The sequence below is a fragment of the Noviherbaspirillum soli genome (genome assembly GCF_015352955.1).
GTDB lineage: Bacteria > Pseudomonadota > Gammaproteobacteria > Burkholderiales > Burkholderiaceae_D > Noviherbaspirillum_A > Noviherbaspirillum_A soli.
On the sequence record NZ_JACYOX010000011.1, the window covers coordinates 52120 to 74302 of the forward strand.

Annotated in this window: 19 protein-coding genes and 2 pseudogenes; 7 read left to right on the forward strand and 14 right to left on the reverse strand. The window is 57.0% G+C overall.

The genetic code is table 11. The annotated features are described in order from the left end of the window. Positions 1-149: 149 nt before the first annotated feature. The 4 genes from IGW04_RS10650 to IGW04_RS25680 all read right to left on the reverse strand — a co-directional run bounded on the left by IGW04_RS10650 (position 150) and on the right by IGW04_RS25680 (position 3759). Positions 150-1664 carry an ATP-binding response regulator gene (locus tag IGW04_RS10650; RefSeq protein ID WP_194713055.1) on the reverse strand — a complete coding sequence of 505 codons (1515 nt, stop codon included), beginning with the start codon at positions 1662-1664 and terminating at the stop codon, positions 150-152. A gap of 164 nt (positions 1665-1828) precedes the next feature. Continuing rightward, positions 1829-2125, reverse strand: a complete 297-nt coding sequence (locus tag IGW04_RS10655) for a hypothetical protein (RefSeq protein WP_194713056.1) — start codon at positions 2123-2125, stop codon at positions 1829-1831. A gap of 210 nt (positions 2126-2335) precedes the next feature. After that, entirely contained in the window at positions 2336-2965 is a 630-nt protein-coding gene (locus tag IGW04_RS10660; protein ID WP_194713057.1) for a vWA domain-containing protein, read from the reverse strand. Beyond that, positions 2962-3759, reverse strand: coding sequence for a J domain-containing protein (locus tag IGW04_RS25680; protein WP_323744841.1), 798 nt, complete (start codon positions 3757-3759; stop codon positions 2962-2964). The genes IGW04_RS10660 and IGW04_RS25680 overlap by 4 nt, the downstream gene beginning before the upstream one ends. 349 nt (positions 3760-4108) lie before the next feature. Between IGW04_RS25680 and IGW04_RS10670 the strand changes: the two are divergent. The 6 genes and pseudogenes from IGW04_RS10670 to IGW04_RS10695 form a co-directional block, all read left to right on the forward strand. After that, positions 4109-4366: pseudogene (locus tag IGW04_RS10670) on the forward strand (DUF3703 domain-containing protein); the annotation flags it as partial. Between the two features lie 365 nt (positions 4367-4731). Beyond that, complete coding sequence (locus IGW04_RS10675; RefSeq protein ID WP_194713058.1) at positions 4732-5112, forward strand: hypothetical protein; 381 nt, start codon at positions 4732-4734, stop codon at positions 5110-5112. A gap of 70 nt (positions 5113-5182) precedes the next feature. Next, positions 5183-6499 (forward strand): TolC family protein, encoded by a 1317-nt coding sequence (locus IGW04_RS10680; protein WP_194713059.1) that lies wholly within the window; start codon positions 5183-5185, stop codon positions 6497-6499. Next, entirely contained in the window at positions 6496-8034 is a 1539-nt protein-coding gene (locus IGW04_RS10685) for an efflux RND transporter periplasmic adaptor subunit (RefSeq protein ID WP_194713060.1), read from the forward strand. The genes IGW04_RS10680 and IGW04_RS10685 overlap by 4 nt, the downstream gene beginning before the upstream one ends. Beyond that, positions 8031-11217: pseudogene (locus IGW04_RS10690) on the forward strand (efflux RND transporter permease subunit). Before IGW04_RS10685 ends, IGW04_RS10690 begins: the two are co-directional and overlap by 4 nt. Continuing rightward, on the forward strand, positions 11214-11576 hold the full coding sequence (locus tag IGW04_RS10695) for a copper-binding protein (RefSeq protein ID WP_194713061.1): 363 nt from the start codon (positions 11214-11216) through the stop codon (positions 11574-11576). Before IGW04_RS10690 ends, IGW04_RS10695 begins: the two are co-directional and overlap by 4 nt. A 341-nt stretch (positions 11577-11917) precedes the next feature. Here IGW04_RS10695 and IGW04_RS26120 read toward each other — a convergent pair whose 3' ends face one another. The 7 genes from IGW04_RS26120 to IGW04_RS10725 form a co-directional block, all read right to left on the reverse strand. Continuing rightward, entirely contained in the window at positions 11918-12124 is a 207-nt protein-coding gene (locus IGW04_RS26120) for a BPSL0761 family protein (protein ID WP_323744842.1), read from the reverse strand. A 19-nt stretch (positions 12125-12143) separates the two neighbouring features. Continuing rightward, positions 12144-12434: a hypothetical protein gene (locus IGW04_RS10700; RefSeq protein WP_194713062.1), complete on the reverse strand. Its 291-nt coding sequence runs from the start codon at positions 12432-12434 to the stop codon at positions 12144-12146. Positions 12435-12788: 354 nt separating this feature from the next. Further along, the gene (locus IGW04_RS10705; protein ID WP_194713063.1) at positions 12789-13058 is read right to left on the reverse strand and encodes a hypothetical protein; all 270 of its coding nucleotides are present in this window, start codon (positions 13056-13058) and stop codon (positions 12789-12791) included. A 149-nt stretch (positions 13059-13207) separates the two neighbouring features. Then, positions 13208-13480 carry a hypothetical protein gene (locus IGW04_RS10710; protein WP_194713064.1) on the reverse strand — a complete coding sequence of 91 codons (273 nt, stop codon included), beginning with the start codon at positions 13478-13480 and terminating at the stop codon, positions 13208-13210. Positions 13481-13637: 157 nt separating this feature from the next. Continuing rightward, positions 13638-14015 (reverse strand): hypothetical protein, encoded by a 378-nt coding sequence (locus IGW04_RS10715; RefSeq protein WP_194713065.1) that lies wholly within the window; start codon positions 14013-14015, stop codon positions 13638-13640. A 205-nt stretch (positions 14016-14220) separates the two neighbouring features. Next, the gene (locus IGW04_RS10720; protein WP_194713066.1) at positions 14221-15045 is read right to left on the reverse strand and encodes a hypothetical protein; all 825 of its coding nucleotides are present in this window, start codon (positions 15043-15045) and stop codon (positions 14221-14223) included. 174 nt (positions 15046-15219) lie between these two features. Further along, entirely contained in the window at positions 15220-15822 is a 603-nt protein-coding gene (locus IGW04_RS10725; protein WP_194713067.1) for a hypothetical protein, read from the reverse strand. Between the two features lie 280 nt (positions 15823-16102). Between IGW04_RS10725 and IGW04_RS10730 the strand changes: the two genes are divergently transcribed. Further along, positions 16103-16384 carry an H-NS histone family protein gene (locus IGW04_RS10730; protein ID WP_194713068.1) on the forward strand — a complete coding sequence of 94 codons (282 nt, stop codon included), beginning with the start codon at positions 16103-16105 and terminating at the stop codon, positions 16382-16384. Between the two features lie 22 nt (positions 16385-16406). Here the strand turns inward: IGW04_RS10730 and IGW04_RS10735 are convergent, their stop codons facing one another. The 3 genes from IGW04_RS10735 to IGW04_RS10745 form a co-directional block, all read right to left on the reverse strand. Continuing rightward, positions 16407-18974 (reverse strand): bifunctional diguanylate cyclase/phosphodiesterase, encoded by a 2568-nt coding sequence (locus tag IGW04_RS10735; protein ID WP_194713069.1) that lies wholly within the window; start codon positions 18972-18974, stop codon positions 16407-16409. A 395-nt stretch (positions 18975-19369) separates the two neighbouring features. Then, a complete protein-coding gene (locus tag IGW04_RS10740) occupies positions 19370-21118 on the reverse strand; it encodes a methyl-accepting chemotaxis protein (RefSeq protein WP_194713070.1) in 1749 nt (582 codons plus the stop codon). A gap of 47 nt (positions 21119-21165) precedes the next feature. Beyond that, a complete protein-coding gene (locus IGW04_RS10745) occupies positions 21166-21642 on the reverse strand; it encodes a chemotaxis protein CheW (protein WP_194713071.1) in 477 nt (158 codons plus the stop codon). Between the last annotated feature and the right edge of the window lie 541 nt (positions 21643-22183).

A 22183-nucleotide genomic window follows, 5' to 3' on the forward strand; every position in this document is an offset into this window, starting at 1 on the left:
TAGTGTCAGATTTGATCAGGACTTCGATCTGACCAATAGACCTTGGCCCGGTTTATTTTCCCAAGGTTTGTTAGAAAAATGAATTAAAGAAACTCGTGCCGCGAAATTCCCAAGTTCAGCCAAAAAAACGGACATAGAAAATTAATCTATTAGCGAGTTGTCGAAATCTTGCCAAGCACTTCTGCGAGGTGTGTAATATTTACTGGCTTAGCGAAATGGTAGTGGAACCCGGCTTTTTTGGCGAGTTGACTATCGTCGTTTCTTGCATATCCAGTGATCGCAATGAACTTCGCGTTTGAAGCGTGCGGTAATAAGCGTAACAGCCGAAGCAGTTCGTAGCCATCGACTTCGGGCAATCCAATGTCGAGCAGGTACACGTCAAAATCATCAGCATGCGCCAAGTCGAGTGCCTGTTTTGCATGGTAGGCGACGGCAACAGTATGGCCCTCTTGTTCAAGCAGGCTAGCCAATCCCTGTGCGGCGTCGCGGTTGTCGTCGACGATTAAAAGGTGCAGGGATTGAAGGCCTGCCGATTGCTCCGCTGAGGGGTGATCGGTTGGCGCAGGAACAGTTATAGGCCTCTGCGATACGACTGCCTTCTTCCAATGCGGCAGTCGGATGGTAAAGGTGCTGCCTTGGCCCAGCCCTTCACTGTAAGCAGTGACAGTACCACTATGCAAAAGAATGACCTTTTCCACCAACGCCAATCCAAGACCTAGCCCGCCTTCCGCTCGGTCTGAATTTCTTTTGGCCTGCACGAACGGCTCGAACACATGCGGCAACAACTCACGGCTTAGCCCCTTTCCGTTATCCTTGACCCGCAATTCGACATGGCCTGCGTCGATGCGTAGGGTTACGGTAATGAGACCACCTGCAGGTGTGTACTTGGCAGCATTGCCCAGCAAGTTCGCTACGGTTTGTACTAAACGCGTATGGTCGCCGCAGACGCATGCCGGTTCACCAGAGGTTTCGAGAATTAATTGATGCGCCTTCACATCAAACATGCATTGCGTTTGGTCGATTGCGCCATGCAAGATCTCATTCATATCGACCGGCTGCTTATCGATAATAACCAGGCCGCGAGTGAGTCGTGAGACATCGAGCAAGTCATCCACCAGCTCGGTCATGTGCTTGACCTGTCGCATGATGACGTCACTCGCCGCAGACAAGCGTCGCCCATCGAGTTGGGTGAACTTCAGTAATTGCCCAGCCGTACTAATGCCGGCGAGCGGATTTCTTAGCTCATGCGCGAGCATCGCAAGAAATTCATCCTTCCGTTCATTTTCTACCTGTAGCTGCTGCGCCTGCTGTTCTGCCTTGAGCTGTAGGTCCCTAAGCCTTTTCCCAAGCAGGCTCAAAACTAATCCTATACACAAAAAGGTGATGACAATGACAGCGCCGGCACTGTCTTCAATCCGGAAGCTGTAATAGGGGGAAATGAACAGATAAACGCTGATCATCGCACTGGTCACGGTGGCAAAAATGGCAGGCCCAAAGCCACCATAAGATGCGGCTATCACCACTGGGATGGTAAACAGGACAACCGGAATTGAGCTACCGAGTATTGGGTCAAGCCCATAACGCAGCGCCGCAGCGAGGATAACCCCTATCAATGCAATGAGATAGTGCTTCAAAACAATGCCACGCTTCAGTTGGTTTGACATGCTAGTGGCAAGATTGGTGTAGAAGATTGTCAAAAAATTACGAATAGCGTATCAGCGTTCCTGAGTGTCGACAAATATCATCGCTTTTGGAGTCCTGCCAGTTAAGCTCCACGTTAAAACGCACGTAACCTATATGGCTTGACTGTCTCACCGGGGAATACTCATCAACCTTCCTTCGGCTTGCCTTGTACCAGGCTGATCCGGTACTTCTGGCGCCGGTCACCCATCAGGTTACGCAGTTCGCGCACTGGCAGGCCAGACACCTCATGCATGCGGATAAGCAGCGCTGCGCCGACCGGCAATCGCCGGTGCCGGATCTTGCTTAGCAAGGGCGGCGCTATTTCCAGCAAACGTGCCAGGGCCGCGTCATTCTTTAATTCGAGCCTCTCAATAAGCGCGTTGAGCAGATTGTCGGGGTTATAGTTGACAGGATTTGGCTGTGCAGGCGAAGTTTGTTCCATTGGAGGGATAACAGCGGCTCTGAAAGAACCAAATAATATCCCATAGGCAACTTATGAGGCCAAATACTCATCCCGGCTGTATCCTTTGCGCCTCAAGCGACAAAGGGGAGCAGGCGGCGCGCGCGCCGGGTAGTTGTCCCTTTTTCGCCTCCATAGGCTAGAACGGCCACGGCTTCCAGAGTGTCGCGCAAGTCGCCGGGCTTGGCCCCTTTAGAAATCCAGGCATGCGCCGCCCGTACGACGGGCGATCTCTTCAAAGACGTCCCTGGCTTTCTGGTCGCCTGTCGAGGCATCGTGAAAGAGGATGGCCCGGACACCGCGCAGACGAAGCGCGTCGGCCTGTTCAAGGGCCGCGGCAGGCGCTTCCTCGAAACAGTCGCCGATGTAGAGCAGCATCTTGAAGCCGGCGTGGGTGCGCACTTGTTCCATCAGGTTCACCAGCGCGGTCCCGCCTGCCTGGCAGTGCACTGCCGCAGCCTGATCGCGGAACAGGCGCGCATCTGACGAAAATCCGGTGAACGTGTGGACCCGGCCGCCACCATGGACAGCCAGGGCGACATCCAGTTGTCCCGGCAAAGCGGTAAACAGCGCATCGGTGACCTCGCGTGCCGTGTCCCAGGCGGGCTCTCTGGAGGCAGTTGCATCGAACGCAAACACCAGCCGCGGCCGCTGCTGCGGCGCGATCGCAGCGGTCAGCAGGTCAGCGCGTCGGAGACCATCGGCCAGCAGCCTGGCCGGCGTCGCGGCCCGGATAAGGTCCAGTGCCTTGCTTTTCTTTCCGGCGCCAGAGGACTTTCCCACGCGGGCCGGCAGCTTCGGGGAATCGTTCGCGTCAGTCATGCAGTTTCTCCCCGTTCCTGGCGAATCGTGCGATAGGCGGCTGCGGCTACGCGGGCAAACCAGTCGCTGACATTGGCTAGATCCGGATGGACCCATTGCATGATGCGCCTGTATGACTTGACGATGTCGTCCATAGGCGCGTCACGCGGCACGCCGAGGACTTCATAAGGATCTGGCGTAGCGCCCTCGCCGCTCCCGCCCGCAGCCGCATAGGAGGCGCCCTGCTCGCGCCAGTCCGGCGCTGCCGCATCGATATCGAGCCCCTGTGTGCGCAAGGCGCCGAGGATCTCGATCAGCAGTAGGAGGCCAAGCTCCGCCAGATCGGTGCCGCCGCGCACGCCCATGAAGTCCTTTTTCAGTCGCCCGATGACTTCATTGCTTTTATTGACTTCGACCAGGATGAAGTCGCCCTCTTCACCGGCGCTTGGCGGCCTGCCCGGAGGACGGCGGCAGTCGCTGTCCGGATCAACGCCCAGCCAGCTGCAGGCCTGTCGCATGATCAGCCGCTCGACTTCCTGCGACACACTCGACACCGGGCGCAGTCCCGCGGGCCTGGCATCCTCGATGAGGTATCCATTTGCCGCCTCGATGCACTGCCAGAGTGCTTCCGCGCGCTGCAGGTCGGACTCCCACTGTTGCACGGCGAGCTTGGAAATCCAGGTATAGGCGTCAGCCACGCTGCCGCGCATGCCGGCAGCCAGCTTGAACGCCACTTCGCTGAGGGCAACGGTCGTTGCTTTTTCAACCAGTACAAAAGGACCCCTGTCGGACACCACTTTTCCGCCCAAGGCCATGCTGCTCTTTGCCTATCGGAACGGTGACTCCAACATGCGGGCCGTATGGCTCTGCACTCGCAATGACATGATTGGAAACGCAGCAGTGCTCTTAGCAGCCCTTGGCGTATTAGGAGCCGGCTCTGTTTGGCCAGACATTGTCGTGGCGGCTGTGATGGGCGTCTTGGGTGTAACTGCAGCCCGCTCTGTAATTGCGCACGCGCGCAGCGAGATGCAAGCAGCTCCGGCGCCAGTGACAATCGAACTGAAACGGAGGTGAATCATGACTCCTGCACTGAAGGATGCCTTTGAACGCGAAATGACCGAGGCCCGGCGTCTCTATCGGGACGGCTAGCTAGACCAAGCATACAAGCACCTGGAAACCGCCCACGTTCTTGGCCAACGTCATGTCATACCCCATGTCCGTTTGCACTGGCTGATGCTGAAAATCGGCCGGCGCCGGCGTTCCATGGCCGAGGTCTTTGGTCAGGCAATCCGCATTGTCTTCGGCGCGCTGGGTTCCGCCGTCGGCGTGGTCCCGACCGGCAACACCGGCGGCACGAATATCAGCATGTTCAAGCGCGTGCCTATCGCACCGGCCATTGCACGCAAGCTCGACGGCGAGTAGCTTCACGCGATAGCCTTGAAATTCCGCGCTAGCTAGCCATCATGCCCCGGCACATTCCCATCATCGAGGAGAGTAGCCCATGGAGCGAGGAGCCACCCATCATGGCACCGTGCATAGAAAGCATGCCTACCCCGCCTAGCACTACTAGCGCTCCTATCACGGCTAGCGTGATGACCACTATCCGTACTGCCCCTGACCGCATGTCCATTTCCACACTCCTCCGCTTGCCTTGGTTTGGCAGCAAATTCGTTAGGAGGTTCGCTTCCACTAGGTGGCTGCTTGACCTTCCTACCGGAGGAAGGCGTAGAGTATGGGCCGGTTTATAATGTTCTCTACACTATGCACGTTTGAAATTTCCGTAGCCCATGCGCAATCTCTTTCCATCTCTCTGTCGGCTGATAGCCTGCTTCCTGGTCATGACTGTCCTGACCTACGGAATCGCAATGGCTGCCTACGCGTGCCCTCAGCTCGCGCCGGCGCCGGTGGAAGAAATGGTCATGGAAGGGATGCCCTGCGCTGAAATGGACAAGAAAGAACCTGTCCTTTGCGCGGAGGAGCAATCCGGCGTCCAGTTGGCGCTCGAGCACCTGGCCACGACGTCGGCGCTGGGCCCGCTTACCATTACCTCTGTCATACCGGCACCGTCGCCGGTCGTCCCGCCTGTCCTCGCTGCCGCGCAGGGCAACGTTCCTCTTGAGTCTGGAACGGACCCGCCATACCTCCAGACACTGCGACTTCGCATTTAACCTGAGCTTCTGCTGATTCACCGGCCGGCACCTTGCCGTGGCCGGTACACGTCCCATCACAGGAGAATTCATGTTTTTTAGCGTAAAAGCGTCGCCGGCGTCCAATGGCCGCGTGCGCCACCTCTACCACTTGGGCGCCCTCGTGGCGATTGCCATCATTCCGGCGTTCAGCCACGCTCAAAGCTCGGTCCTTACCCTGGACCAAGCGCTTCAACTGGGCGTCCAGCGCTCTGCCTCCAGCCAGGCAGCCGTGGCCTCCGTGCAGGCGAGTCGGGAAATGGCTGCAAAGGCCGACCAGTTGCCTGACCCAATGCTGAAATTCGGCATCGACAACGTGCCGGTCAACGGGCCGGATAAGTTCAGCCTGAGTCGGGACTTCATGACTATGCGCCGCGTGGGCATTGAACAGCAGTGGGTATCCGCCGACAAGCGCACCGCCCGGGCTGAACGTGGCCAACGTGCAGTTGATGCCGAAGAAGCCAGTTACTTGACCAACGTTGCCAAAGTCAGGGAAGAGACGGCCGTTGCCTGGATAAACCTGTTCTTTGCTCAGCGTTCCCTCGCATTACTCAAGGCTTTGGAGTATGAAACGAACCAGGACCTGACGACTGGTCAGGCGGCGCTGCGAGGCGCGAAAACTGGCGCTGCCGATGTCCTTCAAGCCCAGCTGGCTTTGTCGCAGGCGCAGGACCGCACCCGGAAAGGCGAGCAGATGCTCAAAAGTGCCAGGACGGCATTGTCCCGCTGGGTGGCCGTACCCGTGGAGTCCGTGACTGGCTCCCTGCCACCATTGACCTCCCATGTCCCAAATCTGCCGGTCGACGAGTTGGAGAAATACCACCCGATGCTGTTGAGCGCACGTCGCGCCATCACCCTTGCTGATGCAGACACCGCTGTCGCCACGAGAGAACGCAGTCCCGATTGGAGCTTTGAAGCTGGCTATGCGCAGCGGGGCAGCCAGTATTCCAACATGGTCTCAGTCGGCGTGACCATCCCGCTGCCGGTGAACCGGGCACAGCGGCAGGACCGCGATATCGCCGAAAAGTCGGCACTCGGCACCAAAGCCCGGATGCAGTATGAAGAGGCCCTACGCGAGCTGCGGGCAGAAATTCAAGACCAATCCCTGACCCTGTCCAGCCTCCAGGAGCGGGGGGCACAGCTGAAAAAGGAGCTTCTGCCCGCGGCGAACCAGCAGGTCGAGTTGGCCATGGCGGCATACCGGTCGGGTACGGGCAGCTTGGCGGCAGTATTCAATGCAAAACGGATGGCCTTGGACGCCCAGATGCAAGTGCTGGACGTTGAAAAGGAAGCGGCTACCACTTGGGCCAAGCTCGAATACCACGTCATTCCACACAGTCAAGTCGCCACAGGGAGAGCTGAGCAATGAAATCGAATTTCGCATTGAAAGGGCTGGCCTTGGCTCTCGCCGGCGCAGGACTGGCATACGGCGGCTACTGGGCAGGAACTCATCAGCAGGCTCCTGCAACCATGACTTCTACCCCAGCGCCCATTGCCGCGACTGGCGACAAGGTTGACCCAAAGACAGGACGGGCGGTGCTCTACTGGCACGACCCTATGGTGCCTGGGCAAAAATTCGACAAACCGGGACGGTCTCCCTTCATGGACATGGACCTGGTCCCGGTATACGCCGACGAAGCATCTGCAGAGGGCGGCGTAAAAGTCAGCTCAACCCTGCAGCAAAATCTGGGCATTCGCTTCGCCACTGTTCGCAAAGAAGAAACGCGAGAGTCGTTCGACGTGGTTGGCACGACTCAGTTCGACGAAAGCATCTCTGAAGTCGTTCAAAGCCGAGTGACCGGCTACATCGACCGGCTTTATGCTCGCGCGCCCATGCAGCGCGTCAAGCGCGGGGAGCCGGTGGCCTCGCTGTTTGTGCCTGACTGGATTGGCCCCCAGGAGGAATACCTGGCGCTCAAGCGGTCAGGCAACGAGACGCTTGCCGCGGCGGCTCGCCAGCGGATGCAGGCACTTTCAATTCCGTCCGGTCTGATTGCGCAGACGGAGCGTACCGGGCAGGCGCAGAGCCACCTGACGCTGACGTCGCCAGTCACCGGCGTCATCACTGAGTTGGCGGTGCGTGAGGGCGCAATGGTGTCCCCTGGTATGACCGTGGCCAAGGTCGCCGGCCTGAACAAGGTCTGGCTGGTTGCGGAAGTGCCGGAAGCCCTGGCCAGTTCAGCACGGGCTGGAATGTCGGTAGAAGCGGCGCCCGCCGGCGACACAAATCGGAAGTACACCGGTAAGGTGCGCGAAATTCTGCCTGGCGTCAGCACGACCACGCGGACTGTGCAGGCCCGCCTTGAGCTAGACAACCGGGACGGCAGCCTCACGCCGGGAATGCTCATGCGCGTCCGCCTCGGCGCCGACAAGTCGGTTACCCGGCTGCTGGTGCCGACTGAGGCTGTCATCGCTACCGGAAAGCGGTCGGTAGTCCTAGTCGCCGGCGACCATAACAGCATGCAGCCGGTCACCGTCACAACCGGTCGTGACATCGGGGACGATACCGAAGTCCTGAGCGGGTTGGAGGAAGGCCAAAAGGTCGTCGCTTCAGGGCAGTTCCTGATTGATTCAGAAGCCAGCCTCAAGGGCGTCCTCCCGAAGTTAGCCAGCGCAGCGCGAGCACAGGGAAGTTCGGTTTCAGAGCCAACCTCCACAAGCATGTCACCGGTCTACCGCGGTGTCGGCAAGGTCGAGAAGGTGTCCCCGAAAAGTCTCACCTTTTCCCATAAGCCGATTCCCGAGTTGAAATGGCCGGCGATGACCATGGACTTTGCCAAGCCCAGTCCGGACGCGTTTCCCCACGCCCAAGTGGGCCAAGAATTCGAGTTCTCGTTCAAGGAAGGAAAAGATGGCAGCTACCTGCTCGAAACCGTCACACCAGCCGGCGGAGGCAGGAAATGATTGCCCGGATTATTCGAGCGTCCATTGCCAACCGGTTCTGGGTGCTGCTGGCGGCGGTCGCTATCCTGATATTTGGTGCGCGAGCGGCACTTACCGTACCCGTCGACTTTTTGCCGGAGCTTGGAGAGACGCAGGTCATAATCCGGGCGCCGTTCCCCGGCAAATCTCCCCAACTCATAGAGGACCAGGTCACCTACCCGTTGACGACCGCCCTGTTGTCAGTCCCGGGAGTGAAAACGGTTCGAGGGTACTCGTTTTTTGGAGACTCCTTTGTCTACGTAATTTTCCAGGACGATGTTGACCTGTATTGGGCACGGTCCAGGGTGCTGGAATACCTAAGCCAAGTACAAAGCCGGCTGCCACAGGGCGTGCGTGCCGAGTTGGGTCCGGACGGAACCGGGCTAGGCTGGGTCTACGAATACGCTCTGGTTGACCGCACTGGCCAACATGACCTGAGCCAGCTGCGCGCGCTGAATGACTGGTTTCTGAAGTACGAGCTCAAGACCGTTCCGAACGTCGCGGAGGTCGCTAGTATCGGCGGCATGGTCAGGCAGTACCAGGTCGTGCTTGACCCGGATAAGCTGCGGGTCTTCGGCATATCCCACGCCAAAGTGCTGGAAGCACTGGGCAAAGCCAACCAGGAGACTGGCGGCTCGGTTGTCGAAATGGCGGAAACTGAGTACATGGTCCGCTCCCGCGGCTACTTGCGCACTTTGGAGGACTTCCGCAGTGTGCTCCTGAGCACCAGTGGCGCCGGGACGCCGATCACCCTGCGAGACGTTGCCACAGTCCGTCTCGGTCCAGAAATGCGCCGTGGCATTGCCGAACTGAATGGTCAAGGCGAGGTCGCCGGCGGCGTAGTGGTCATGCGCTCTGGGAAAAACGCACTGGAGACCATCGAAGGAGTCAGAGAACGCCTGGAGACGCTAAAAGGCTCGCTTCCCAAGGGCGTTGAAGTCGTGCCGACCTATGACCGGTCGAACCTGATAAACGCCGCCATACACAACCTCAGCAGCAAACTCGTCGAGGAGTTCATCGCAGTCGCCGCCGTCTGCGCCCTGTTTCTGTTCCACTTCCGCAGCTCGCTGGTTGCAATCGTGTCGCTGCCGGTCGCCGTCCTTACCGCTTTTATCGTGATGCGCTATCAGGGCATCAATGCGAATGTCATGTCACTTGCCGGAATAGCAATTGCAATCGGTGCTGCGACGGACGCGTCCGTCGTGCTGGTAGAGAGCGCCCACAAGCACCTGGAAGCCTATGCCCATGCTCACCCGAACCGAAAAATAACGGATAAAGAGCGGTGGGAGATAGTCACGGCAGCCTCAGTGGAAGTAGGGCCTGCCTTGTTCTTTTCGCTACTTATCGTCGCGCTATCGTTCATTCCGGTATTCGCCTTGCAAGGAGAGGAAGTTGTTTGCCGGGCTGGCCTACACCAAGACGTATGCCCTAGCAGCAGCCGCTGGCTTAGCCGTTACCCTGGTTCCTGTGCTAATGGGCTATTTCATCCGCGGGCGGATACCCACCGAGGCGTCGAACCCTGTCAATCGAGGGCTCATTTGGGCATACCGGCCACTACTTGAGGCCAGCATTCGGCATCCATGGTGGACGATTGGTGTGGCTATGGTCGCGCTGGCACTGACCATCATTCCGGTCTCTCAGCTAGGGGGTGAATTCATGCCGGCACTCGATGAGGGAGACCTGCTCTACATGCCGTCGGCGCTCCCGGGCCTCTCTGCGTCTAAAGCCGGCGAGCTTCTGCAGCAGACTGACCGGCTCATCAAGACGGTGCCTGAGGTGGCCACGGTGTTTGGTAAGGCCGGGCGTGCGGAGTCGGCAACAGACCCAGCGCCAATGGAAATGTTCGAGACGACCATCCAGTTCAAGCCACGCGACCAATGGCGCCCGGGGATGACGCCGGAGAAGCTGGTTGAGGAACTGGACCGTGTTGTGAAGGTGCCTGGGCTTGCGAATGTTTTTATTCCGCCAATAAAAAATCGTATCGGAATGGTCTCCACCGGAATTAAAACCCCAGTTGGCGTGAAGGTGACTGGCGCGGAGTTGGCGCAGATTGACCAGATTGCCTCTCAAGTAGAAAAGGCAGTTAAAAACGTACCCGGCGTCACATCCGCTCTGGCAGAGCGGCTCAGCGGCGGCCGGTACATCGATGTCGATGTTGACCGGGCACGGGCAGCACGGTACGGCCTCGCGGTCGCGGATGTGCAGTCGGTCGTCTCGTCGGCAATTGGCGGTGAGAACGTTGGCGAGGTCATTGACGGCCGCCAGCGCTTCCCTATCAACGTGCGCTATCCGCAGGCGTACCGGGATTCGGTGCAGTCGTTACGCGAATTTCCTGTCGTGACCGACAAGGGCGCCCAGATTCGCCTGAGCGATGTGGCCAATATCACTGTCACCGATGGGCCGCCGATGATTCGAAGCGAAAATGCCCGGCTCTCCGGAGTAGTCTATGTCGATGTGCGTGGCACCGACTTGCGCTCGGCGGTCAATGCCATGCAGGCCGCCGTTGCCAAAGAAGTGAAGCTGCCTCCTGGATATTCAATCGCATGGTCGGGTCAATTCGAAAGCATGGAGCGCGCGGCTGAGAGACTGCAAACCGTCATTCCGTTGACGCTAGTGGTCATCTTTCTTCTCCTCTATCTGGCATTCCGGTCTGTGCCTGAAGCCGCCTTGCTCATGCTGACCGTGCCCTTTGCGCTTGTCGGGGGCTTCTGGTTCATCTGGCTCCTAGGCCATGCGGTATCGGTCGCCACAGCCGTTGGCTTCATCGCGCTTGCCGGCCTGGCTGCAGAGTTTGGCGTGGTTATGTTGGTCTATTTGAGGAATTCTCTTCAGCACCGATTGGACGCCGGGCGACCGTTGACCAAGGAACTGATTCTGGAAGCGATACGGGAAGGTGCCGTGCAGCGTGTCCGCCCGAAAGCCATGACAGTGGCCGTCATTCTGGCTGGGCTCATCCCACTGATGGTGGGGCAAGCCGCAGGCCATGAAGCCATGGGAAGACTTGCGGCGCCCATGGTTGGAGGCATGCTCACCGCGCCTCTGCTTTCTCTGTTCGTCATCCCGGCGGCTTGGCGCCTTCTCCAAGAATTCAAGCTGCGTCAAGCGACTCGCCACGCAGCGACCCACCCTGAATTACAACCACAGCCTGAAGGAGTAGAACTATGAAACACCGTTTTTTAAGAGCCGCTGTCGTCCTCGGATTCGCCGTATTTGCCCTCAACGCTCAGGCCCAACAAAGTCATAAAGACATGGAGATGAGCGGCATGAACATGGACTCGCCGAAGCCTGCAAGCCTGGCCATGAATGAGGCAGTAGTACAAGCGATCGATACGGCCGGGAAATCTGTGACAATCAAGCACGGCCAGCTGAAGAGCAAGACGGTCGAGATGCCGCCGATGACAATGACTTTTCCCGTAGAAAACGCGTCTTTGCTTTCGACGGTCAAAACTGGTGACAAGGTCAAAGTGGCTGTTGACAATGTAAAAGACCAGCCGACGGTTACGTCGCTGACCGTGCAGAAGTAGTCTCCCAACTACTCGAGTGTAGGAGGCATCCGTTTATAAACAGATGCCTATACTTGCTTTGGCTTTTTCGAATTTGTTTTTTAGGGAAATTTCGAATGCGTACGATGAGAAAACGCTCGCAGTTATGCACTCGCACGGCAAATCAAGAAGACCAGGTAATCCGCGTCGCTGCAGCGCGCAAAATGCACGACGAAATGGCTTCGCGTGCCGCTGATACGAAGAGTCACGAAGTCGTGCCCAAGGTTTTCAGCTCCATGACAAGGGAAGAAATTATTGCGACAATTCTCGGCAGAGCTTAACTGACGGACCCTTCGCCACCTAGCATCAGTTGGAAATACCCCCTAACCGTCCGGTGGCCCAAACCAGTTTGGAATGGCACCGTGAGCCAAGCTCATGTCTCCAGTGCCGGGGTAGTGGCGAAGCAACGTGACCGCCTGCTGCCGCACGGCTTCTGGCACGCCAGGCGTTCGAGTGGGATGATGTGCCAGCGCGCACAGAAATTCGCGGGTCTTGAGTACGGCGCGGGTGCGTTCGAATGGAGTGGTCATTGCGAGGTCCTTGTCGTGTTTAAGGGATAGGCCGTACGTCGAGTGCCGAGTTAGGGTTGAAGGCAGGCGCGTAGGTAGCCAGCACCTTGGCGTATTCAACGAGGATACGTCTGCGCTCGGCTTCGGTAAGTTTGACGTCAAGAGTGATGCTGACTGAATTTACAATGCCGTCGCCAAGGACATAAGTGTCGTAAGTCCGCCAAGCATGCTGGCGCTTCAGGGCAGCTTGGCTTGCCAAGAAGGTAATCGCCATAACGACCGCGACAATCCCAAGGCTAACGAAAGTCTGGTGCCAAAACTGCTCCCGCATCTGCCTCTCCTATCGGACCGCCGGCCGCCAAGACTGCACTGAAGCTTGGACGTGGTCTGCCAAAAATCCCAGCACCCTGTTTTCCTTAATTTTAAGGATGTTGGCAAAAATTTAATACGAACGGAATTGTTTTAGTTTTGTGCATTGCAGCAACATATCGTCCAAACCTTTGATTTAAAAGGTTTTGGGCCATCTGCTTATTAACACCCGACCGAAAAAGAAAGCCCCCGCTTTCAGGGGAAAGCGAGGGCTGCAGAAGCAAGTTAGGTGGCTTGGGCTGGTGAGACATAGCAGTGCATTCGTGCAGGAAAAAAGAACGTCCCTGAGCGGCCAAAGCGGCACCTAGGGACGAACTCACTTGCAAAGCTTCGCCATCTGCGCATGAACTTCCGTGAGGCTCCAGCGAAATGCGCCGGGATTGCTCATGTCGATGTTCACACGCTTCTGTGGCTCCGCCAGCCAGGCTTCCTGTGCGTTGGCACACTTGACGGTGTCCTGCGGCGGCCTGGGGTCATTCCTCCAGTCCCGGTACTGCGTATCCGCTTCCCACGCAACGGCCAGACCCATCGGGACGGCTGCAAGGACGGCGACACACAGCATGGCAACTACTGGCGAACGTTTCATCGAATAATTCCTTTCTGAGATGGTGTATTGGATTGAGTTGATCAAGCCTTCCTATATGCACCACACGAAATGACAATCGCACCATCCTCCAGCATACAAAAAGACCCGGCACTCAATGAGTAGCCGGGTCGGGTAAGGCAGTCCTGAAGTCACTGCGTCATGGGTTCATGTTGCAACTGGTTGCGCTGATGCACCCTGCGAAAAACTTCCACGGTCTCGCCGGTGCGCGCCTGCCTGATGTCATAGTTCGACTCGATCATGTCCGAGAATTGCTCGAAGCTGCCCCGTTTGAACTGCATGAAGGGACCTGATGCCCTGACAAGATGGCCAAAATCCTGAACCGCGAGGCGAACGACCTGCCCTTCCTCGTCCGTGCCCAGAAACTCGTTAACGCCGATGGTATGTGCATGCGATACGATCATGATGTGCTCCCTGTTGAGTTACATTGATTTTCGGGACAGCCCCGGCATACCGTGCAGAGGAGAGATGCATCACATCCATACACAAGCGCACAAACCGTTTGGGCAAGAAAAAACCCTTGGCGCATGGCACAGGGGTCGGCGGGTTGGTGGCACGGGTTCAGAAAAGTTCTTTTTGTCCCTTGTGCGGATCGGCCGCGGTTGGTTGCTGTACAGGCGTTTGTGCTTGGGGCGAAGCGCGAGCAGCTTCGTCGTCATCCGGCAGATCGGGGAACGACTGCCACGCTTCCTGAGCGGCCCCGTTTTCCTCAAGGTCTGCAACTGGGACCAGCACGTCGTCATGCGCCATATCTTCGGCTGAGCGATCGGGCATGAAGGTACCTGCCGGTCCATTGGTAAAGAGTGCCCACAGCAAGGGAAACAAAACGAAGGTGCACGACACGAAGATGACATAAGCCCAAATGTCCTGGTTGTGCTTCATGAGCCACCACGCGCCGTAATACACCGCTGAAAAAAGAGTTAACAGGAAGATTTTCATAATGTGAATTCCATGTAAGGGGCGAAGTTTCCGCCTTTGTGTTTACGTCCCGAAAGGATGAGACTTGATGTCCGGGATATGTGCCACATGAAAATAGAACGCTGCTAACTTGGTGCCCGCTTGGCCGCTGATATCCAGGCGGCCTGTTTCGTCGGGAAAAGAACACTCCTTGTCGCATAGAGACGACAAGGAGTAGGAACAACGGTTAAGCCAACGAAGACGTGCTTTTCAAACCTGTGCAGACAGATCGGGAAAGTGCAGTCCTGATCACCGCAGCGACCTGTGTGGCCAAGGCGTGGATATCATCAGCGTATAAGAACGACGCCGACTGGTCCAGCAGGCTTTTGCTCATGCCGGCAAACGGCTTGCCCTGCTCAATCCAAAGCATTACGCGGTGCTGATCGTCACCAAACACCTCGGTTTTGCCATTTCTTTGCAAGGTTCGCCGTTGCCAAAAGTACCGGACCTCAATGCCGAACTGGTGGACGTCTTGCTCATTTGCCAGCGTGCGGCCAATGAAGAAGGACGCACCGTTAAGCGTGGAACGAAGCGGATCGCCAGCATTCCACCGTAGCGCCCTTTCTGCCTGTTTCCAGGCATGGCCGGCAGGACAGACAACCAGATCGCGGAGCGAAGCATCCATCTCGGAAAAGCACTGCTCGATATAGGCGTTGAACTGCTGGTGGTCGAGCGGCACATTGCGTGGGTCGGCGGCCTGCTGGCTGCCAACCATGGCGAAGACATCGGGAAATCGCGCTGCCACTTGCGGATAGTCGGCCAGTACGGCAGCCGACGGCATGTCGGCCTTCATCCATTCCGGAGCGTCAGGAGAGTTTGCGTAGAGGGCATTGTTGACTTCGCGCTCATGCACCTGCGCCAGCGCCGTTTCCAGGCTCCCGTCCGCAAAGCCGAGGCTGCAGCCGTGAAGGAATATCTCCCAGTTGCGGCCGTGATTGAGAAGCTGTACTGCCGTTGCTGCCTGGGCGAAATCGCCAAAAGACATTTGCTGCGCGGGGACTGCTGCTGACATGAAAAGCTCCTTGAAGAACGGCCATTTCGGCCGGGATGAACAGGTTTATGGAATTCGCCGTGGTGTGGCGGTTTTGATGTCCAAGGAGATGCTTCACACCAGAACGCAAGAGCGGGAATACCCGGCAGTAGAAAGACAAACGGCCCTCGAAGAATCGAGAGCCGGTGAACTACGTTAAATGCGGAAATTGGAAAGGATTTCGATTTCTGCCGGGCAGGCGCCTATTGCACCGATTAGGCGTTCGTTTAGCGGACGAACGCCAATCGGTCTGATGGGATGGCAATTTAAACTGATGATCCAGCCAATTCCCCTCCTCCCGGTTTCAGGAATAGAAAACCGGCACCAGTCGCCGAATTGAACGACTGCCCCTTTGCGATCAAGAACAGGTGGCAAAAGCGCGGCCGGATCAACGTCATTGCATCGCCATGATTTCGCCTCTCTCAATGCCAGAAGTGTGCTGCGTTCAATGACGTTTTCAATTTTGGCCTGGGCCTCGATGATGATTCGTTCGATTTCGACAGAATGATTCCATGTGATGCGCTGACCGAGTGCGACGTGGCCAAACGTTGCGAACTGAATCGTTCCGGACGAGGGGGCACGAACGTTGAACGCCCCAATCGAGGAAAACGCTCCGAGGCCTGCCTCAACCATCTCGAATGCTACGGCGGTGTGCTGAGGTTCCGTGGCCAGCGTAACGGCGACAGGCAAATCCAGCCCGCCGACCTCGTGGTCTTCGTTGTGATCTTTAATGTGGATGATTTCTGCTGAAAATGCCATGCAATTCTCCTTGTGATGGTATGGAGATATGCACCACGTCAAAAGATATGCGTACTGCCATCGCCAGCAATTAATATCCGCGAAAGGCAAACTATAATGAAATTATGACAACTTCTTAAGCAGATGCTTAAAACGTTTCGATGTATTTACAAACGGTTTAACAAAGACGATTTTGAACAATGAGTCGGATGGATTGCTTTTAATCGCAAGCGCATATGTTATAACCTGCCCTCCCCTATGCAATACAGGGGCTTTTTATAACGGCGAGAAAGGAATCACTATGGCAAGTTTGAAAGAAATTCAGGCGCAGATCGAACAACTCCAGCAGCAGGCTGCGGCGCAACGCGAACAGGAATTGTCTGGGGCCATTCAGCAAATTCGTGGCCTCATGCAGGAATATGGCATTACCGTAGATGACTTGCAGCCGAAAGGCAAAAAAGGCGCGGCAAAGAAATCCGGCACCGTGCAATTCCGCAATCCCGAGACTGGCGACACCTGGAGCGGCCGTGGCCGTATGCCGAATTGGCTGGCTGGCCAGGACAAGGAAAAATTTCGGTTGTGATGCCGGAAGGTCGCTGTGTCACCTATGTGACCCGCTCTGCCTCAGGGAAAAGGTAACGCTTTTCCAACAGCCGCCTTACCTGAGCGGCTGGTACCGGCCGGGATATGTAATAGCCCTGTACCTCGTCGCAGGACAGGGCCTGAAGTGCCGCCAGCTGCTCGGCCGTTTCCACACCCTCGGCCACAACACGCATGTCCAGCGCATGCGCCATCGAGACGATCGCCTCGAAAAGTGCGGCATCCGCGGGGCTGTTGAGCATCTGCGACGTGAAGGCGCGGTCGACCTTCAGCCCATCCATGTCCAGTCGCTTTAACTGCGCCAGGCACGAGTAGCCGGTGCCGAAGTCGTCCACGTACAGTTTGATCCCCATCTTCTGGATGGCTTCCAGTTCTGCCACCGCCTGTCCGTCTTCGGCGATCGTGGCGGACTCGGTAATTTCCACTTCAATCAGACTGGCATCCAGACCGTTGCCCGCCAAGGCGCTATCCAGAATGGCGTTCACGGTGCCGGCGTCGATCTGTTGTGCCGCGACATTGACTGAAACCGGTACGACATCCAATCCTTCTTCCTTCCACAGCGCCAGCTGCATGCAGGCCATGCGGATCACTTCCTCGCCCAGCGCCACGATCAGCCCGGCTTTTTCGGCCATCGGAATGAACTCGACCGGCGGTATCAGGCCTCGTTCCGGGTGATTCCAGCGCACCAGGGCTTCCATGCTGGTGATCTCTCCGGTGTCGCCCCGAACCCTTGGCTGATAGTGCAGCACCAGTTCACCGCGCCCGATCCCGCGCTTCAACTCGGCCTGTCGTGTCAGCTGCATGAACAGGTGGCGCTCCATGTTCGGCTCGAAGAGGCAATACATGCCTTTTCCATTGTCCTTGGCCGCATACATGGCCATATCGGCTTGCCTCAACAACGTTTCGGGATCACTCCCGTGCTCCGGAAACAGACTGATTCCTACTGAGGCCTGCAGAACGTGTTTGCGCTCGCCATTGGCAAGCGCAAACGGCGACCGAAGGGCCTGTATCACCCGCTCGGCCACGGCCAGCACCTCTTCTCGGGTCTGGGCCGATTCGACAACGATGGTGAACTCATCACCGCCAAGGCGGGCAATCCTGTCCTGCGGTCGAATGACGCCTTTCAGGCGCAGGGCGGCGGCTTTGAGCAACTCGTCGCCGGCGGCATGGCCGAGTGTGTCGTTAATGTTCTTGAAGTCGTCCAGATCCACGAACAGGACGGCCAGTATCATGTCTGTGGATCGGGCAGAGTCGACCGCGCCAGGCAGATGATTCATCAGCCAGTGCCGGTTGGGCAGCGAAGTCACCGGGTCGGCATTGGCCATCACAACCAGCGCCTCCTGATGGCTTTTGCTTTCGGTAATATCCCGTAATGTCACGGCCAGTCCCGCGCTGGAGCGAACAATGCGCAGGTAGAGCCATTGGGGTGCACGGGCACCCTCCTGCGATATCTGCACCTCGTCTTCCAGAAAGCCGGTTTTCAACGCTTTGTGCAGGTAGGCCATCATGCGCGGCTGTGCCGTTTTCGAAATGGCTTCGACCACCGTCCTGCCGACCAGCGCTTCCCGGGACAGACCCTTGTATATGGCGCCGCGCTCGTTGCAGTCCTCGATCAGGAAATCAGTGATCTCCCTGTTTTTTCCTTGAAGCGGCCTGAGCATGTAAAAGCCTTCTTTGGCACTCTCGGTAGCAATGCGATAGGCCTCATTGACTTCGCGGTTATATTGGGCCTTCGACACCTTGCTTAACATGTGGCGGGTACCAACTATGGCAATGCCAAGCAATATCAGGGTACCGGCAGCGGCCAGTCCAAGTAATTCATGCCTCCTTGGTTCGTAGTTGGCCAGAAGGGATGCCTCTGCCACGCCCACGACTGCCATGATTGGGTAGCTCGACGCGGTATTCCAGGCGACGATGCGACCCTTTTTGTCGCGATATTGGTCTGCCGACCGATACCGCACGCCGGCGGGGGCTTCAGGCGGCCGCTTTTCAAGAAGGTTCGGAACCTTGTACTGAATCCCCTTCTTCGTCTTGGAGACCAAAAAATCCCCATCTGCGCTGCGAAAAGAGACGAAATCTCCCTCGCCAAAATCGGCTTCATCAATAAACGCGGCAAGGAAAACGGGCTCGATGGCGACCACCATGACGCCGGCAAAAGCCCCATCTGGGGCGTTAAGTCTGCGCGAAAGGAGAATGACATCACGCTCAACCAGAATACTGTGCATTACCTTGGAAATAACCAAAGCTGTGCTGGGGCTGGCCGCATGGCTTTTGAAATAGTCCCGGGTAGCGATTCCCTTTGTCGATTTGATTTGCGGACTGGTTGTCGTGACCGGCCTGCCATCCGGACCGAACAGCGTGACGGAAATCTGCGCCGCTTTGGGTACCAGGCCAGCTTCTTTCTGTTTTTCCAAATTCAGCCGACCGTTATTCTCCTGCCACTGAAACTGCAGACTCTGCATGATGTAGTCAAGATGGCCGATCGTCCGCTCGATCAGTTCGGCCTGCATGCGGGCATTGGTTACCGCTGTCTGCTGGGCGAGTTCCCGCGACTGCTTCTTTTCCTGCTGCATGGTTGTCCATGCCCAGAGCCATATTCCGACAATGAGCAGGCCACAAGCCACTGGCCATACGACCATAGCCTTGGCATTTTCACGGTAAAACCTGAATGTATGGGAGGGGGGTAGACGCGCGGAAATTGTGGTCATAGGGCTTGGCTAGCAAGGATGCATGCGGGAATTTGCTAGGAACAACAGGTTTAGCAATCGGGCCCTATAGGCATGATATGCCAGAGAAAGTATAGAACGGAAATTATCTCAATCTTACTTTAGTTGCAAAAATGAAAGAAATACCTTGATCGACCACGTTTGCCGTGGCGCGAAAACAATAGTAAAAAGCAACGCTTTGCTAAGGGCAGTTTAGGGCAACAGCAACCTGCCGGGCCGCTTCGACCCGGCTTTCATACCGATTAGAACTGTTCCCAGTCGCCGGCTGCGGACGTCTGCGTATCCAGCGCACGAGTCTGGCGTGGCTGTGCCGCCGTGGACCGGCCCGAGGTTGGCAATGCCGGACGCATCGGCTTTAATTCTGGCGCAGTGACTCGCTTAAGAGATGCCATTTTCTGGGGCGCAGGCGCGATTGGCTGACTCTGCACCGTGCCATCGAGCTGGAACACGCTGACCGACTGCGCAAGCGATCCAGCTTGTTCCTGCAGCGAATCGGCAGCGGCTGCAGCTTCTTCCACCAGCGCCGCATTCTGCTGGGTCACTTGGTCCATCTGTGCAATGGCTTGATTGACCTGCTCGATACCTGCGCTTTGCTCCTGGCTGGCCGACGTGATCTCGCCCATGATATCGGTCATACGCTTGACGCTGGTGACGACTTCCTCCATCGTCGTGCCTGCTTCGCCGACCAGTTTCGTGCCAGCCTCGACCTTTTCAACCGAGTCATCGATCAGACCCTTGATTTCTTTGGCCGCGGCGGCGCTGCGCTGCGCCAGACTGCGTACTTCGGTCGCAACCACGGCAAAGCCCCTGCCCTGTTCACCGGCCCGCGCAGCTTCGACTGCCGCATTCAATGCAAGGATATTCGTCTGGAAGGCAATGCCGTCGATCACCCCGATGATATCGACGATCTTTTTGGCTGATGCATTGATCGAATCCATCGTGCTGACCACTTCGGAGACCACGGCACCGCCCTTGATGGCCACATCGGATGCGGACAGCGCGAGCTGGTTTGCTTGCCGCGCATTGTCGGCGTTCTGCCTGACCGTGGAGGTCAGTTCTTCCATGGAAGCCGCAGTTTCTTCCAGCGAGCTGGCCTGCTCTTCCGTACGTGAAGACAAATCGAGATTGCCCGCTGCAATCTGCCGTGATGCCGTGGCGATGGTATCGGTGCCCCCGCGCACTTCGCCCACGATCGTCACCAGGCTTGCATTCATTTCTTTCAACGCTTGCAGCAACTGCCCGGTTTCGTCAGTGCTGGTAACAGAGATATGGCTGGTCAGGTCGCCGGCCGCCACTGTCTTTGCAACGCGCACTGCCTCATTGATCGGCTGGGTAATGCTTCTTGTAATCAGCCACGCGATTAGTGCCCCCAAGGCAACCGCAACCACGCTAATGGCAATCATCAGGTTGCGGGCGCCTTCGTAAGTCCTGTCTGCTTCTGCCGCCGCATCATCGTTGAGCTTATTCTCGAAATCGATCAGTTCCGCCAGTTGCGCCAGCAGCTTGCGTTGTACCGGACGTACATCGCTAATCAACACAGCGGTTGCTTCCTCACTTTTATTGGCCAATCCCAGTTCCACGACCTTGCTCATCGATGGCTTTAGCGCCCGGTCGATTTCATGAACCTTGGCCAGCATGGATTTTTCCTGCTCGGTCGTGCCGGAAAGCGTGCTGAACATCTTGTCGAGCTTCGCATACGCCTCAACAAACTTCTGCTCCTCCTTTGCAATCCGCTCAACTTCTGGACGCATTTCCTCGTCTTTGGTCAGAAGAGCGACATTTCGGATGGCTATCCCACGCTCATAAATAGTGGCGCGCATAACCAATGCTAGCTTTGATTCGACGTTGTTGACGTCGGTAATTTCTCTGAGATTTCCCTGGATCTTCCCCATGCGCTGGAGGCCAAGGACTGCGACGAACGTAAGAAACACCAAGAGGGTTGCAAAGCCAAGGCCCAAGCGAAGGCCGATACGCAGATTCGATATTTTCACAATTTTTCCAGTGGAAGCGAAAGCACAGATAAGTGGATGTAAGCTGCTCACGCAGCCATTTTGTCGAAAAGGCCCATCTCGCTCGAAGACAGCAACTGGTCGATATCGAGCAGAATCAGCATGCGATCATCGACAGTACCGATACCCATCAGGTAGTCGGTGTCAACAGCAGACCCCATCTCCGGAGCCGGGCGTACTTGATCTTCTTGCAGGGTTACCACGTCCGATACGCCGTCGACCACCATGCCTATGACGCGGTTGCGAATGTTGAGAATCACGACAACGGTAAAATCATCGTATGCTGGCACACCGGTATTGAAACGAATACGCATGTCGATGATCGGAACGATGACGCCACGCAGGTTGACCACGCCTTTGACAAAGTCAGGCGCATTGGCGATGCGGGTCACGTTTTCGTAGGTACGCAGCTCCTGGACCTTCAGGATGCTGATGCCATATTCTTCGGTGCCAAGTCTGAAGTTCAATACTTCACAGGGATAAGTCAGGGGCGATACGGAATACATTTGCAGATTTCCTTGATGACGGTGCAATGAGGGTGCCTTGCGGCGCGCAATACGGGACAAAGTAGGGCTTCGCAAGGTTTACGGCATTTCCAAGTGGAAATGTAGGTATGGCAGCTCAATGGCCGGTTAGGAACTCAACCGACCTGCTGTGCCAACCGACTAAAACTCTTCCCAACTTCCAGCGTCGCGAGTGGTCGATTCCTGATTCCTGGCGCGCGTGTGCGACAAGGTCCGTCTGGCTACTGCGGCTGGCTTTCGATCGACGATCAGCGAAGGCGCGGGGGCACAGACTGGCTTGCTTACCGGGGCAGAAAGGGAAGTTAGCCCTTCCCCTCCAAGCCGGAAGATGCTGACTGCCTGGGTCAACGATCCCGTATCGTCCCGCAGCGAGGCTGCTGCCGCTGCCGCCTGCTCCACCAGTGCCGCGTTCTGCTGGGTGACCTGGTCCATCTGGCCGATTGCCTGATTCACCTGCTCGATGCCGGCGCTCTGCGTAAGCGCCCAGTCATCTCGTCTTGACGAAACCTCTTGGGGTAGATGG